Genomic DNA, 15,788 nt, shown 5'->3' on the forward strand with positions numbered 1-15,788 from the left:
TATAATGAAGAAACTCTTATTGAGCCTTACGTTGCTCGCTCTTGGCCTTGCTAAAGCCCAATCTATAGACCCGTCTTACATTTTCTATCACCAGCATCAGAACTTAGTAAATCCTGCGGCTGTAGGCTTAGAGGTTGGGCATACTGTGTCGGTAGATATTCGCAACCAATTTCGCGATATGATAGAAGCGCCTCTTACGCAGACTTTTTTTACTACACATCGCCTTTCTGAGCGGGTAGGAATGGGCTTTTCGATAGCTAATAACAAGGTTTTTATACAAAAACAAGCGGCTCTGTATCTTGATTTATCTTATAGTATCCCTATTAGCTATAACTCTAATCTGATAGCGGGAGTGAAGTTTGGAGGGGACTTTTTTAATATTGACGGAGGAGAAATACGCAACTATAACTACCTATACAACAATTTTTACCCTAATGGTAGCCGTATGCACCCTACTTATTATTACGATTCGTATCTAAGCAGTATTTCGGGTAAGTTTCAGACGAACTTTGGAACGGGCTTATACTATGACCACCCTGATTTTTATATAGGTTTTTCGATGCCTAATATGCTGGCTTCTGATAGGGTACGCCTCGATAATGATGTGATGACCTCAATAGCTGAGAATATGTATTACTATATATTAGCGGGCTATCATTGGCGCATAGATAGTGATGTAACTATCAAGCCCCGCCTGCAATGGCGTTTGGCTAAAGGGAATACCCCCTCTGCTGACCTTACTGTAGCGGGGAACTTTGCCCACCGTGCTGAATTGGGCATTACCTATCGCACTGAGAAAGCGGCAAGTGCCTATGTGCTTTTCGATATACCCAACTACTACGTAGCTATAGGTTATGGTTTTGAGAGTTACTTTCAGAGCCACCTCAACCTGCAATCGCGCAACTCTCACGAGTTTTTGGTGCAGTTTAAGTGGTGATTATCAATTTGCTGATTTGTCGATTTGTCGATTTGTCAATTTGTCAATTTGTCGATTGGCTAATTTGCTACTTAACTGTGTATTGGAGTGTGGTATATTGTGATATGCGGAAAGCTCCGAGAGGGTTTTCGCGTTTGTTAGTGGTATTGACAATATTGCCTATAGGACGGGCTGGAATAGCAAATGGGCTTTGTCTTCCTGACTGTTGGATAATCGTCTGTAGGAAGTTTTTATATTCAGGTTGAATGCGGTAGAGAAGAACATTCACTACATCGTCTTTCTTGAGCTTTTCATCATTATCAACCCCCGTCATTACGAAGAAAAAGCGGTTATTGGCTATATAGTTATCATCTAAAACACCATAGGTAGTTTTTGAACTATTATTCTGAGCCAATTTAACCAAATAAGCATTGGCTACTCCATCATTAACTCCCTCAAAATAAAAACGCAACTCTTTACGGTCGCCTAAAAAGCCTCCATTTTCTTTTTGTACAATTCTGTTAGAAGCTATTACGGGGGCTTCAAGCATCTTATCCTTAGCAGTATATGTTTGTCCGTTGAGCTGTATTATCAGTTCGTAGTTTTTGCCTAACTGAGGCGCAATACCTGCAGGAAACACATAACGACTACCCCCCTTTAACGGAGTTAGATTATCAGAGGTTATAGTAGAAGTGCCGTCCCAAAGAGTAAGGTTATAGGTTTGGCTATCTGAAATAATCTTCACCACAGCATTATTTACTGCAGGGGAGTGTGTTTCAGCAAAATAAGGTTCGGTATAGCTAATATCTACTATAGGATAGGCTTTTGCTTCACCTTTCTTCCAGTCGAGAGCCGCATCAATCACTAATTTTTGAGGGGCTGTATCTAATTTTAAGTCGATGACCTCTTCGCAAGAAGTCAAAGCTAAGGCACTGAGGAGTATAATATAAAGATTTTTCATTCTGTTTGTAATTATTTATAGGATTAGAAACTAAAGTTATACGTTACACTAGGTATAATACCAAAGATAGAAAGTTTTACGGCCTCATTGCGTTTGGTATCTTCGTTTTCGCGGAAAGAGACGCTCACAGCATTCTTGCGGTTATACACGTTGTACACCCCAAATACCCACTCGCCTTTCCAACGCTTATTAGTGCGCTCGGGAGTATAGGTAGCCGAAAGGTCTAAACGGTGATAAGTAGGCAGGCGGTATTCGTTGCGCTTGCTATAAACGGGAAGAGTTTTGCCTAAGTAGCTATAACGCCCTACAGGGTAGTTAGTAGGTAAGCCTGACTGTAGGTTGAACACTGCCCCAAACGTCCATTTAGGAGAGGCTTCGTAAGTAGCCGTGATAGAAAGGTCGTGAGGCTTATCGTAAGCTGCACTATACCAATCGCCGTAGTTGATACCTATTTCTTCAGGAGTACGTCCTTTGGTTTGCATTTCTGATTTAGAGAGGGTGTAGGCTATCCAGCCTGTTAGTTTACCTGTGTTTTTGCGCAATAGCACTTCTAAACCATAAGCTCTATTTTCTCCTGAAAGTAGCACACGCTCAATAGCCTCATTAGCAACAAGGTTGGCACCATCGATATAATCTAAACGGTTTTGTACTTTTTTATAATAAGTCTCTACCTCTACGCTGTATTTATCTTCAAAAACATTAGACGCATAGCCCAATGCTACTTGGTCAGCAATTTGTGGTTTGATAAACTCATCACTCGGTGCCCAGACATTCAAAGGAGAAGGTGATGCTGTGTTAGAAATCAGATGTACATACTGAGCTGTACGTGCATAGCTCGCTTTCACTGACCTAGTATCGCTAAAAGCATAACTCATTGTAAAGCGAGGTTCAAAATTAGCATACAAGTCGATAATGCGATTGCTACCATAGTATTTAGTGCCTATAGCAGAACCTTGGTAATACACTTGTCGGTTGGCATTATACCCTACTGGATTATTGTTAGCATATACATTTACGGTACGTTTCCCTAAACTATAAAAATTACTGAAACGCAATCCGTACGACAGCGTAAGGGCTTCTCCTAATTTCTGCTCGGCATCGGCATAAAAGCCCATTTCGGCAGCATATTTATGCTCAAGTATGCGCTCTTGTATAGTAGAGGCAGAGGTTTTAGGTACTATTTTACCAGGTTTAAACACATAGTATAAGCCTTGAAATCCATAAGTGAGTTTGAATTTTTCGGAAATATAGTTTTTGAAGTCGTATTTCAGGTTGAAATTCTCAATTCCTGATGTCCATTTCATATCAATAAAGCTAAAATCGAACTTATAGTCGTAATTGCTGTAAATGGCTGAAAGGTTAGAGAAGAGTTTATCAGTAAAAAGATGATTCCAACGCAAATTTATCAAGGCATTGCCGTAAGTATTGGTAAGGTTTTCGCTAAGTATAAAACTATCGCGACCAAAATAGCCAGAAAGATATAAAGCGTTATTAGGATTTAGCTGATAAGAGAGCTTTGTATTGAGGTCATAGAAATAAGCTGAGTTTTTGTTATCACTCAACTTCAAGAAAAGATGTGCATACGAAGCACGCCCCCCAATAAGAAAAGAGGCTTTGTCTTTTACAATAGGTCCTTCGGCTAGTAAGCGAGAAGAGAGTGCCCCTATACCGCCTGTAGCAGCAAACTTATTTTTATTACCTTCTTTTTGATAAATATCTAAAACAGAAGCGATACGCCCCCCGTAACGCGCCGGTATTCCGCCTTTGTAGAGCTTCATATCGCGTACGGCATCAGCATTGAAGACGCTTAGAAAGCCGAAAAGATGAGAAGCATTGAAGATAGTAGCCTCATCGAGAAGCACCAAGTTTTGGTCGGCAGCCCCTCCACGCACATTGAAGCCTGATGATGCCTCGCCTGCATTGCTAACTCCAGGCATCTGCATTAGGGTTTTAATAATATCTACTTCGCCTACTAATACTGGAAGCTTTTTCACTGTAGTAATAGGAATAGTAGCTACACTCATTTCGGGTTTGCGTACCTCTGTTTTCTGCACCGTATTATGGGCAGTAATCTCTACCCCTGTCAGTGCAATTTCTTCAGGTATTAGCTTGTAGTCTTTGCGAATATTTTTATTGAGGACTATTGTTTCTTCGCGAGTGCCATAGCCTATATATTCTATTGATAGGGTGTATTTTCCCTCTGGAAGGGTAATAGAATAAAAACCATACTCGTTAGTAGAAGTGCCGGTGTGCAGTTCTTTGATAACGAAGTTTACCCCTAATAGCTTTTCGCCATTAGAAGCATCGGATATCGAACCACTAAGCGTATATTTATGTTGAGCAAAAATAGCAGTTGTTATTACTAAAAAAAATAGTAGTAAGCACTTTTTCATAAATAATCTATTATTTTGTATTATTTGGGTGCAAAGGTACGAATAAAACATTTCGTGTACAAAAAAGTCAGCTATTAGCTTTACACTAATAGCTGACTTTTAATATTATTTGCTAATTATCAAATTTATTAATTATTTCCCTTTTCCTCCGATAGCAGGATCTTTCATACCCTCTTCTATCATAGTGTAGAACTGGTCGAGCTTAGGTAATACTACTATGCGAGTACGGCGATTTTGAGCACGACCTTCGGCAGTAGTGTTAGAAGCTACAGGCACATAGTAGCTGCGCCCAGCAGCGGTCATACGCTCAGGTGCAATACCAAAATCATTTTGTAGCACTCGTACTATTTCGGTAGCACGCATTACGCTTAAATCCCAGTTATCGCGTATACAGTCTTTCTTAATTCTCACATCATCAGTGTGTCCTTCTACCATAAACTCGAAGTCTGGCTTGTTTTTCACTACCTTAGCTACTTTTTCAAGTACACTTTTGGCATTTTTAGAGATAGTATAGCTGCCGCTGCTAAACAACATCTTGTCTGATATATTGATAAATACTACCCCTTTTTCTACTTTTATATCTACATCTTGGTCGTCAAGATTGCCTAATACCCCTTTTAGACTTTGTACTAAAGCTAGGTTTACAGAGTCGCGACGAGTAACAGCATCGCGTAGGTTTTTGATAGTAAGGTCTTTCTCGCGTAGGCTTTCTAATGATTTTTCAAGGTTTTCAGCTCCTTTTTGGGTCAGGGTAGTAAGATTGCCCATATTGTGTATGAGCTGCTGATTGTTCTCTTTTAGTAGCTCATTTTGATTTTTTAGACTTTCTGCTTTGTAAGTCAGTTTGTTCTTTTCATCTAAACACATATTCAACTTCACAGTTGCACTGTTTAGCAAATCTTCTGTTTGTTTGTTTCTCGCCTCCAACTCAGCATATTTTTTCTTAGACACACATCCTGTGGTCAGTAGTGCCAATCCTGCAATGGCAATAAATAATTTCTTCATATTGTTCTGTTTTTTTATATATTCTCGTTAGTTAAGTGTTGCAATAAAAATGCCAACCTTGTCTATTTTTCTTTTTTAAGGGAGTTTTGGACTGGTAGCGACTCAGTCTTCTGAGTACTTTTGCTTAGGGCATTTTCTGCTTCATCTATCTCCTCAGGTGTCTTCATTCCCTTTATTTCTTTAGGTTTTAGCTGTTTTTCCTCTTCACTAAAAATAGCCTCTTTAGTAGGGATACGCTCGTCGCCACGCCATACAAACTCTTTAAACTTACGATCATTGATATGCAACTTATCTTCTGGATACAAATTGCCCGAAGGCTGTGTAATGAACACGGTTTGCAGTATCTGTTGGTCTTTATCTAAATACAACTTAATATGGCTGCAACTCAGTTTGTTGATTCCGATGAGCTCTTTGGTGTCGTTATACACATAATAGATAGACTCAGTATTCTGTAGGAAATCAATCTGGCGCAGAGCATTGTTTTTAAACTTGCCATATAAAAACTTGCCTTTCACTTGGTTATAACCTGTGCCTAAGGTATCTTTCTCTATTACTAAAGCATTCTGGAAGACTTTTAGCGAGTCTAACTGCTCAGTTTTCAGATTGGCTATCAGGTGTATATTATCGCCTGTCATCTGGCTTTCACCCGTCCAAGCGACTGGTTTACCCACTAATTGAGTAAGTCCGTTTGCCTCGTTGGAGTGTATTGAGTCGCATTTGGCTTGCATATCAGATTTGAATATACGCGCATCGGGATAGGCACGAATAATACGATGTTTATTCTTGCCCGTAACTAATATGCGTTTGCCGTGCATATACAAAGAGTCTTTCTCTACCAAACTGATTATCAAGGCTTTTTTAGTGATAAACATCGAGTCTTTCGCCTTGTGTATCTCTCCGTAATGCCCTTTTACAAAGGTTTTATTTATGGTGTCTGAAATAAATATATTATTAGAGCCTGAGGCAAACTGACGGCGTTTATCAAAATACAAACTGTCGCCTACCAACGTTTTCTGGTCGTACTCTATTTTGGCATTTTTCATAAAATAGCCCTGCTCACGCCGCGTATCATAATACCCTCTCTCGCAATAAACCTTATAGTCAGCGCCTGCGATAGTGGTTTTGCCATAAAAATAAGCATTGCCAGAATTGTGGTAATAATCTAATACCTGTGAGTGTACGGTAAAATCTTTGTTTACTATCTTTACCGAATTAGTAAACTGATTTTTCTTGGTAGTAGCATAGTACTTACCTGTTTTACTGGTCAGCTCATTATCAGGGTCGGTTATCTTACCAAAATTGTTATAATAAGCCTCTTGGGTATTGCGGTCGAAGAAAAGTTCTTGGGTTTCAAGAGTCATATTGCCATTGCGCAATACTACATTTTGCTTAGCTACGGCTGTTTTAGTATTTCCTTTATAGGCTACATACTGACTATTCATCTGCAAGGTATCGCCCTGTTGGAGCACCACATCGCCGTGAGCTATCACCTCATTACGCTCTTCGTACAACACCGCCAAGTCGCACCAAACCTCTAAACCCTGATGCCTAAACTGTACCCGCTGCCCATCTGTTTTAAATATAGTGGCTCCAGGGTATTTAACATTGTCAATAGTAAATTCGCCCCCATAGATAATTTCTATCCGCTTAGTTTTTGGGGGTTCCGTTTGTGCTATTGCTTCTTGTAAGCAGAGAGCAAAAACGGATAATAATATGTAAAAAAAACTATTTTTCATTCAGAAGTAACTCATTGAGAATGCAAAGATAGAAAATAATTGACAATTGACAATTGACTATCGACAATTAATTTGCTAACTCTACTGGTACTCTATAGTTCACCCCCTGATGCCATAGATAGCTAAGCTGCCCCTCTAAGCGGTCTACAAATGTCTGCCAAGAACGTTGTGGCATCTGTGTCCAGCCTACTTCTGAAAGAGCAAGTGCCCGTGGATAGGTCATATAAAAAGCCCTAAAAAGATCTTTTACGCTTTCGCCCCAAATAGTTGCTTCTACCCCCAAAATATGTTGCTTTTCTTGTTCGGTTGTAAGCGTAAAAGCAGGATTGAACTCATACACACGTTGCAGGCTAAGGGTAGGCATCCAACCTACATTAGGAAGGTCGTCTTTTGCTTGTGGATAGTCGAAATAGGCATACTCCCCAGGCGAACATATCACTTTGAAATTGTCTTTTAATGCCCGCTCTAACACTTTAGGGGTAGTACGCATCCGCCACAAAAACATTATACTATTCTCTGGATAAGTAGGGACTTCTAGCTCCATCCATATGAGCGGTTGCTTGCCGTTTTTCACTAAGGACTCATTTACTCTTTTGAAAAAGTAACTCATCAACTGCTGGTCGTCAGTAGTCTGCAGTTTTTTCTTAAGCTGTTGTACTCCAGTATTTTCAAGCCATTTATCTAAGGGCGCTTCATCACCCCCAATATGGAAATACTTGCAAGGGAACACCTCTGACAACTCGCTGATAACATCATCTACAAATGTATAAACGGACTCTTTGCTTACACACAACAAGTTTTTAGAAACCCCTGCTGTAGTGCGTACCTCTATAATTGTATCATTGCAACTAAGGAAAGGATAAGCTGCTACTGCCGCATCATTATGACCAGGGATATCAAACTCTGGTATTAGCTGTACATTGCGCTCTAAAGCGTAGCGCACCAACTCTTTCATCTGTTCTTGAGTATAAAAGCCCTCATTATTGCGCTTACTACCCTCGAAGTTCTTGCGTTTTGACCCTATCTCAGTCAGTTTAGGGTATTTTTTTATCTCTATACGCCAGCCTTGGTCGTCATTAAGATGTAGGTGTAGGTAGTTGAATTTGTACTGAGACATCACATCTATATACTTCTTTAGGTAGTCTATCTTCCAATAATGACGAGCAGGATCGACCATTAGGGCACGGTAGGCAAAACGAGGCGCATCAGTAATAGTAAGGCAAGGCAACGACTTTTTGCGTTCTTTTTTTGCCTGAAATACCAACTGCTTAAGTGTTTGCTCAGCATAGTATTTACCTGCTTCAGTAGCGTATTTAGCCACTATTTTCTTAGGTTGAATAAGCAACTGATAACCTTCAGGATGAGCTATTTGCGCATCTTTTAAATAAGTAATAGGCGTATCAATAGCACAAGTGCCTTTGTGATAACGCACTTCATTAGGCTGAGGCACTACATTTATCTGTGCCGAAAGCCCCCAACTAAACAAAAGTAAAAAATAATATAGTTTCATAAGTGTTAGAATTCAAAAGAGCACTGCCTAAAAGAAAAACATTTTCTCTCAGACAGTTGCTCTTATTATCTATAAAGTTCAAATTAATATCCTGGATTTTGGTTCATTCCTGAATTTTTGTTTTTATCTAAAGCTGTAGTAGGCAGTGGCATATACATTAAACGTTGATTCCATACCTTATCCACTCCTGGATTTCCTACTACATCATAAATTTTACCTGTCATTACTGCACTTGCAGCTTCACTGCCTTTATAACCACCATTTCGCTGGTTATCTTCATACAGCCTAATATCAAAGAACCGCAATCCTTCACCGGCAAGTTCTATACGGCGTTCTTTGCGGATAAAGTCAAGAGCATCGTTTTTCGAAAGAGCTGTAGGCACATTAGGCATACCTGCCCGTACTCGTAGTTTGTTAAGTTCAGCCACTGCAGAACCATCATAGCCTGTATTTTGAGTATGAGCTTCAGCATAAATGAGCAACATTTCAGCCAATCGAATTACGGGGAAATCTACTCCAGTACCATAATAACCTCCTCCCCATATAGTAGTCACATCGTCTGCTCCACTCATCTTTCTAAAAGCATAACCACTACGCCCATAATTTACCACATCAGGTATATATTGCTGGTATTCATCAGCACGATATTTATTAATAGCTGAGAAAGGGAAAAGAATTGAAGCGTACAAACGGCTATCTCTGTTTTTAAACTGACTTAAGTAGGCTTTATTTGGCAATGAGTTAACTATACTATTGACTGCTTGGCTATAAGTAAGATGATTATTTGTTTCTATAGCACTCACTTCTGCTGCCAATGCTTTGTAAGCATCGATACGTTGCTGCATTGTAGCAAGGGTTGGGCGTGTTTTACCATCTGCTGCCCAATAAGCATCTACTAATTCTTGTATAGGCACAATTGTAGCCCATGCTTGTTTTTCGACTAAGTTAGGTGTCATTAGACAAGTAACTCGTACCCAATCGCATTCGCGTTCGTTAGGTGCATACTCTTTAGCAATGATAGTTTCTTTGCTATTATCAGCTTGCCAAATATCCTGATAGTTAAAAATACCTTTTATAAAATCTGTTTCACTAAGCCCATAAGCTGAAAAATCAACAAACTTTTTAAAATATTCAGCATCTTTCATCATTTGAGGGGTAAGTGCTGTTATTTGGTGTAACTGATAACCTCCGTTATCTATCACATAACGAGCAGCAGTTTCAGCTTGGTCATATTTACCAAAGTAATAAGCAAGACGAGCTTTGATAGCATATGCTTTTACCTTGTTAAAAGTACCTCTATCATTAACAGAAGGGAGCCCTGCTATGGCTTGGTCTAACTCTTTAAGCACCCAAGTTCTAATTTCAGTAGCAGAAGTTTTCGGTAATCCATCAGGGTAATCATTAGCAATTTTAGTCACAAGAGGAACATCACCAAAGTAGAGGGTCAGACAGCCATAAACCCAAGCACGCATTGTTCGTGCTTCGTACTTATACTTTTCTCTATCATTAGCAGGTACTTCAGTAAAATCATCTATTTTTTCGAGTAATTGATTACAAACGCGTACAGATGAATAATAGCCTTCGTAACCAAAATCTAAACTTGCCGTAAGCGAGTTATTTTGTACGGCTGCCCCATTGCTATCCCAAGCATTTCGGGAATATCCGTTATCGGCAAAACCATCTGTAAAGATACTTCCATATCCTTCTGGTATTTGGTTATAGATATTATTTCTAAGACCAACCGCTAATTCAGCATCTATTTTTGAAGGGTCTAAGCTTCCTTGTGGTGTTTTCTCAAAGAAATCATCACTACAACTCACTATTGCCATCAAAGCAACAGCAGCAAGCATTTTTTGTATGATTGTTTTCATTATTTATTCTGTATTTAAATTAAAGTTAGAATGAAAAAGAAAGACCAGCGGTATAATTTTTAATACCTAATGAATAGCCACGACCACTAGCTACTTCGGGGTCAAAGTCTTTCATACGTTTATCAGCTCTGAAAGTAAAGAGGTTATCGCCTGAAATATATACACGTGCATTAGTAACTCCTAACATTTTTTGCACATTATTTGGCAAAGAGTAACTAAGAGTAATATTCTTAATTCTGAAATAAGCAGCGTTAAATAACCAGAAAGAAGAATTATGGCTATTGTATTTGAATCGAGGGTCTGAAGGGACAAATAGTTTAGGATAGCTTGCTCCCTGATTGTTAGCTGTCCAATAATCTAATTGCCAATCACGGGGTACTGAGTTATCAAAAAATGCTTGTGAGGCTTCATTTTCTAAATATACCTTTACATTGGCTACTCCTTGCCCTAGAACTGAAAGAGTAAACTTCTTATAATTGATATCTAAGTTGAAACCATAAGTAAAATTAGGTACATCATTACCTACTACTGTACGGTCTTTAGAATTTATAACCTTATTACCATCTTGATCTACATAGCGTATCATACCTTCTTCAGGAGCTTGATCTTCTAACGGTATAATTCTATTATTAGCAATATCGTCTTTTGAATAAAGTCCATCGGCTTCATACATATAGAAATCGCCTATAGAACCACCTTTTTTATAGATCCAGTAGCCGCTTGGAGGAAGTTCATCTACTTTATCCCCTAAATCTTCAATGATATTCTTGTTATAAGTAGCATTGAAAGAGATATTATATGAAAAGTCATTAAACTCTTTATGGTGAGAAACTACAAATTCTACTCCTTTATTACGTACCTTTCCTACATTGCGTGCAGGTATCTGACTTGATGAAAGTCCTGTCTCTCCCATTATATCATTTGCACGAATTAGGATACCATCAGTAAGACGGTTATAATAGTCAAAAGTAAGTCCAAAAAGACCTTTAGCTATACTCAAGTCTATACCAAAGTCGGTAGTAGTAGTACTTTCCCAAGTAAGGTCTTTATTACCAATTCTTCCTTCTGTAAGCACTGATTGGCTTTGCCCTCCTATTAGAGCTGTCCCTGTATTATTATAGGTAGAATATGTATCGTACAAACCTATGTTATTGATATTACCATTCTTACCCCAAGAAGCACGTAGTTTGAGCGCATCAATCCAAGTAAGATTTTTCATAAAATCTTCTTGTTCTACACGCCAACCTGCTGAAAAAGAAGGAAAATAGCCCCAGCGCCCTTGTTTAGCAAAACGTGAAGAAGCATCGGCACGGAAATTGGCTTCAAGAAGATATTTTTGAGCATACGTATAGCCTAACCTACCAAAAAAGGAACCTATACTTTCATCTAAGTAATAATCCTCATCCTTACTATTAGTAGTAATTTGGTCACCTTCTTTTACTGAACCTCCGGTAAAATCATTCATACTATTACTTGCAAAGTTTTTACGTCCTATAGTGATACGTCTGTATTTGTACACATTAGCGGCTGCTCCAAGCATTACTGTTAGTGAATGTTTTTCATTAAAAACGGGGTCATAATTTAGCCAACCATCATAAGAAAACTTATCTGAGTATAACCAATCCATATCCATTTGGTTTACTTTAGAACCAGACCCAGCAATATTAGTAACAGCAGGATTTAAAAAACTAGGTACCCCTTTACGTTTATTGATAAATGAAAATCCACGATAATCTAAATAGTTATACCCAAATTGATTGGTAATTTTAACATCTTTCATAGGGCGTATTTCTGCAGATAAAGAACCTAACAAACGGCGAGTAGTAGAATTGGCACGCCCGTTTTCTGCCCATTGACGCAATGGGTTAGCTGAAGTTTCTTCGCCCGTAGTTTGCCTACCATTTCGCACTGACCCCCACTCTCCGTTAGAGTGTTTAGCTACTTGAGTAGGAGGTACTCGCAACGATTCAACAAAATTTGCACCTCCGTTATCTCTATTAAACTTCTCGTATACTACATTTATATTAGAAGTAATAGTAAGCCATTTTTTTACTTCAGAAGATGTTTTAGAATTGATATTATAACGTTTGGTATCTTGCCCACGTGTCATACTTTCGTCTTTAAGAAAGCCAACACCTACTACATAGGTAAATTTATCTGAACCTCCTGAAAACTGAATATTATGTTTATTTAAAAAACTTTGTTTTCGCAAGATAAGATCAAACCAATTAGTATTAGGATAGCGATCTGGGTCTGAACCATCGCGATATTTACGTATCATCTCATCATTGAAAGTAAGATTAGCCTCTGTTACCCCTGTATTGCGCTCGGCTTCTCTATACATTTCAGCATATTGGGCTGAACTTACCACTTTAGGCAAATAAGTAGGCATCTGTATAGTGGTAGAGCCATCATAACTAATTTGCATTACGCCTTTCTTACCTGATTTAGTAGTAACAAGCACTACCCCATAGGCAGCTTTTGCACCATAAATAGCTGCTGATGAAGCATCTTTGAGAAAAGAGATGTTTTCAATGCTATTAGGGTCAAGGGATTCAAAGAAACCACTACTTACCTCCATACCATCTACTATGTATAGAGGGCTTGAACTACCTAAGTTACCTCTACCACGAATGTTAAGAGACGTACCTCCTGGACGCGAAATAATAGTAACACCAGGCACTGAACCTTGCAGTGTTTTTACAATGTTTGACGAAGGGCGACTCTCAAGTTTTTTACTATCTACTGAAGCTACTGCTCCTGTAAGATTTGTTTTCTTCTGAGTACCATACCCTACTACTACTACTTCGGTAAGCTGTTGGGTGTCTTCTTTTAACATTACGTTAAGCTTTTGCACCTTTGCTGCCCCTACAGTTCTCTCTTGGGTAGCATAGCCTACTGAACTAAACACCAATACACTACCTTGTGCTGCCTCTATGGCGTATTTTCCGTCCATATCGGTAGCAATACCGTGTGTAGTGGCTTTCACTTGTACACTCACCCCTGGTAGAGGTGAGCCTGTTTCATCGGTTACTATACCGGAAATTTGTTTGTTTTGCGCTAAGAGCACAGGGCTAAAACCCCATACTAACATTAGCAGTAAGAAGACTTTTCTTTCCATACTTCTAAAACTTTCTATTGGTTTTTCACACGGCAAAGATGCGATAAAAAAGAAAAATAAACAAATATTTTAGAAGTTTTTTTGTGATTTATTTTATTAAAAAATTAACAGTCCTTATAATACAAAGAAAAAACAAGAAACAAAATTATATTCTCTCTGCAATCCAATGTGATATAAAAGCAGGTTTGGCTCCTCCTATCTTTTGGGCATAGTGGTAAGTTTCTACCACATTATGAGCTTCATCTAAATATCGCCCTTTGCTCTTAAAGCCTTGCATCACATCGCCCATAAAGGTTTCTGATAGGAAATTGATACTGTACTCTTTGATAACAAATTCGCGGTGATTGCGCTCTGTCATCATATCGAGTGCCCACTGGGTGTATTTTACATTGTTTACGTGCGAGTTCATATCTAAATCGCTGACGCGCACAGGGAACTCTTTTACTAACTGCATTTCGCTGGGTAAGGTGATGCGCTCCGTGCGAAAGGAAAGTCCGCCCTCTGTGCGAGGAAAGAATATTTCTTGCTGGTCGGTTAGCTCAATAGGACGGCGAGACTGAATGTCCATAGTTATCCAAGTGCTGGTACTCTCGCCTATTTTCTCTCCTTTGCAGTAAAGTTCGAATTCGCGAAAAGCATATACCCCTTGTATAGGTAGTGACCACGTATGTACTGTGATTTGCTCATTCCACTCAGGCCAACGGGTCATTTTGAGTTTTTGTTGCACCAATGCCCAGAAAAAGCCTTTCTGTATGAGCTGACGATAACCAAAACCGAGGTAAGAAGCGTGTTCGGCAGCTATATCTTGTAGCATACCGAGTACACCATAAAGTCCTAATTGATTATTAAGGTTTACCTGTGTGCTACGCACTTTATAGGTTTCTGTAAAGATTGTTTTATTATCCATTTTAATAAATTTATAAATTTTGAATTACTTTTTGAATGGTTCGCACTACGCCAGCTTCATTATTGTCGTATTCGGTGACGTGGGCAGCAAGAGCTTTAAGTTCTTCTTCGGCATTTTTCATCGCATAGCTGTGAGTGGCACATTGTATCATCTCTACATCATTTAGATGATCACCAAAAACCATCGTTTCGTCTGGAGTAATATCTAAATGTGCTTGCAAATGAGCGATAGCATCACCTTTATTCACATCTTTACGGGTGATGTCTAACCATATTTCGCCCGACACCACTACGTTGAAATCTTTGTTATATTGTTGCAAATACGGATAAGAATTGAGGCGAGAGATACCCTCATCGCAAACCGTGATTTTAAAAATCTCATCGTCTATATTAGCAAAATCAGTTACTTGCGTATGAGCTGGGTAATGACGTGCTATCTCGTTAAAAATCCACTCACTATCTGTTTTTATATAAGCGCTCTTCTTGCCACAGAGGGCTACCCCTATGCGATCTATTTGGGCGCAAGTACGCAATATAGGCAGGTAAGAAGCAAAATCCATTGGGCGCTCGAAGAGGGTGCGCCCTTGATAAACAAGAGAAGCCCCATTGTCGGGTGCAAAAGCAATAAGGTGCTTAATAGGTGCAAACAACTCATAGAGACTCTGAATTTGTCGCCCGCTGGCTACACAAAAGAGGATTCCTTTTTGATGCACTTGCTCAAACACTTCCCAAAAAAGGTGAGGTATTTCTTTTTGACTATTGACGAGGGTACCGTCAATGTCCGAGACTATTAGTTTTATCATACGAATAAGATTTTGCGGCAAAGATACAAAATAATTTGCCAATTTAGCGATTTGGCGATGAGATAATTTGCCAATGAGATAATTTGCCAATGAGATGATTTGCCAATGAGATGATTTGGCGATGAGATAATTTGGGAGGAATGTGAAGGCTGGGAAGAATGGGAGGGCTGGGGGATTAGGATATATTGTCTTATCGTTCGCTCATTGTTCGCTCATTGTTCGCTCATTGTTCGCTCATCCTGTATCTTGTATAGGTAATAAAAAAAGCTCAGGATTTAATGTCCTGAGCTTTTTTATTATGAAATTGGCTAATCTTTCTTCAAGTATAACCAACCTACCATTGTTTGTTTTTGGTTGTTCTCATCTACATATTCGATGACATAATAGTAAGTGCCTTGTGGCAACTTGTCGGCGGCTTCTATCGTTACTCGTCCGTTAGAAATGCCTTTGAACACGTTGCGTACGTTGTCGTAGCTTTGTACCTCCCATACTTTTACGCCCCAACGGTTGTAGATGCGTACTGTATTATCTGGGTAGGCTTCTATACCTGCTATGTGGAAGTGGTT

At 39.1% G+C, this 15,788-nt stretch carries 11 protein-coding genes; 1 reads left to right on the forward strand and 10 read right to left on the reverse strand.

What is annotated here, in order from left to right; translation table 11 throughout:
• Window positions 1-4 precede the first annotated feature (4 nt).
• Entirely contained in the window at window positions 5-937 is a 933-nt protein-coding gene (locus C8P65_RS07060) for a PorP/SprF family type IX secretion system membrane protein (protein ID WP_107782202.1), read from the forward strand.
• 67 nt (window positions 938-1,004) lie between these two features.
• Here C8P65_RS07060 and C8P65_RS07065 read toward each other — a convergent pair whose 3' ends face one another.
• The 10 genes from C8P65_RS07065 to C8P65_RS07110 form a co-directional block, all read right to left on the reverse strand.
• Complete coding sequence (locus C8P65_RS07065) at window positions 1,005-1,877, reverse strand: DUF4249 family protein (protein ID WP_107782203.1); 873 nt, start codon at window positions 1,875-1,877, stop codon at window positions 1,005-1,007.
• Window positions 1,878-1,900: 23 nt separating this feature from the next.
• The gene (locus C8P65_RS07070) at window positions 1,901-4,270 is read right to left on the reverse strand and encodes a TonB-dependent receptor (protein ID WP_107782204.1); all 2,370 of its coding nucleotides are present in this window, start codon (window positions 4,268-4,270) and stop codon (window positions 1,901-1,903) included.
• A gap of 132 nt (window positions 4,271-4,402) precedes the next feature.
• Window positions 4,403-5,275, reverse strand: a complete 873-nt coding sequence (locus C8P65_RS07075; RefSeq protein ID WP_107782205.1) for an OmpA/MotB family protein — start codon at window positions 5,273-5,275, stop codon at window positions 4,403-4,405.
• 62 nt (window positions 5,276-5,337) lie between these two features.
• The gene (locus tag C8P65_RS07080) at window positions 5,338-7,011 is read right to left on the reverse strand and encodes an OstA-like protein (RefSeq protein WP_107782206.1); all 1,674 of its coding nucleotides are present in this window, start codon (window positions 7,009-7,011) and stop codon (window positions 5,338-5,340) included.
• Window positions 7,012-7,078: 67 nt separating this feature from the next.
• Window positions 7,079-8,521: a beta-N-acetylhexosaminidase gene (locus tag C8P65_RS07085; RefSeq protein ID WP_107782207.1), complete on the reverse strand. Its 1,443-nt coding sequence runs from the start codon at window positions 8,519-8,521 to the stop codon at window positions 7,079-7,081.
• An 83-nt stretch (window positions 8,522-8,604) separates the two neighbouring features.
• On the reverse strand, window positions 8,605-10,392 hold the full coding sequence (locus C8P65_RS07090) for a RagB/SusD family nutrient uptake outer membrane protein (protein ID WP_107782208.1): 1,788 nt from the start codon (window positions 10,390-10,392) through the stop codon (window positions 8,605-8,607).
• Window positions 10,393-10,417: 25 nt separating this feature from the next.
• A complete protein-coding gene (locus C8P65_RS07095; RefSeq protein WP_107782209.1) occupies window positions 10,418-13,513 on the reverse strand; it encodes a SusC/RagA family TonB-linked outer membrane protein in 3,096 nt (1,031 codons plus the stop codon).
• A 145-nt stretch (window positions 13,514-13,658) separates the two neighbouring features.
• Window positions 13,659-14,420, reverse strand: coding sequence for an acyl-[acyl-carrier-protein] thioesterase (locus C8P65_RS07100; RefSeq protein ID WP_107782210.1), 762 nt, complete (start codon window positions 14,418-14,420; stop codon window positions 13,659-13,661).
• A 10-nt stretch (window positions 14,421-14,430) separates the two neighbouring features.
• Entirely contained in the window at window positions 14,431-15,222 is a 792-nt protein-coding gene (locus C8P65_RS07105; protein ID WP_107782211.1) for an HAD family hydrolase, read from the reverse strand.
• A 308-nt stretch (window positions 15,223-15,530) separates the two neighbouring features.
• Window positions 15,531-15,788, reverse strand: a 258-nt coding sequence (locus C8P65_RS07110; protein WP_146162924.1) for a T9SS type B sorting domain-containing protein, incomplete at its 5' end; no start/stop codon positions are given.

Origin of the sequence: Capnocytophaga leadbetteri, from assembly GCF_003054025.1 — a bacterium.
Classification (GTDB): Bacteria; Bacteroidota; Bacteroidia; order Flavobacteriales; family Flavobacteriaceae; genus Capnocytophaga; species Capnocytophaga leadbetteri.

Excerpts from the sequence above, each read along its gene's own strand:
- C8P65_RS07060 (WP_107782202.1), top strand. The coding sequence starts at position 5 with ATGAAGAAACTCTTATTGAGCCTTACGTTGCTCGCTCTTGGCCTTGCT.
- C8P65_RS07065 (WP_107782203.1), bottom strand. The coding sequence starts at position 1,877 with ATGAAAAATCTTTATATTATACTCCTCAGTGCCTTAGCTTTGACTTCT.
- C8P65_RS07070 (WP_107782204.1), bottom strand. The coding sequence starts at position 4,270 with ATGAAAAAGTGCTTACTACTATTTTTTTTAGTAATAACAACTGCTATT.
- C8P65_RS07075 (WP_107782205.1), bottom strand. The coding sequence starts at position 5,275 with ATGAAGAAATTATTTATTGCCATTGCAGGATTGGCACTACTGACCACA.
- C8P65_RS07080 (WP_107782206.1), bottom strand. The coding sequence starts at position 7,011 with ATGAAAAATAGTTTTTTTTACATATTATTATCCGTTTTTGCTCTCTGC.
- C8P65_RS07085 (WP_107782207.1), bottom strand. The coding sequence starts at position 8,521 with ATGAAACTATATTATTTTTTACTTTTGTTTAGTTGGGGGCTTTCGGCA.
- C8P65_RS07090 (WP_107782208.1), bottom strand. The coding sequence starts at position 10,392 with ATGAAAACAATCATACAAAAAATGCTTGCTGCTGTTGCTTTGATGGCA.
- C8P65_RS07095 (WP_107782209.1), bottom strand. The coding sequence starts at position 13,513 with ATGGAAAGAAAAGTCTTCTTACTGCTAATGTTAGTATGGGGTTTTAGC.
- C8P65_RS07100 (WP_107782210.1), bottom strand. The coding sequence starts at position 14,420 with ATGGATAATAAAACAATCTTTACAGAAACCTATAAAGTGCGTAGCACA.
- C8P65_RS07105 (WP_107782211.1), bottom strand. The coding sequence starts at position 15,222 with ATGATAAAACTAATAGTCTCGGACATTGACGGTACCCTCGTCAATAGT.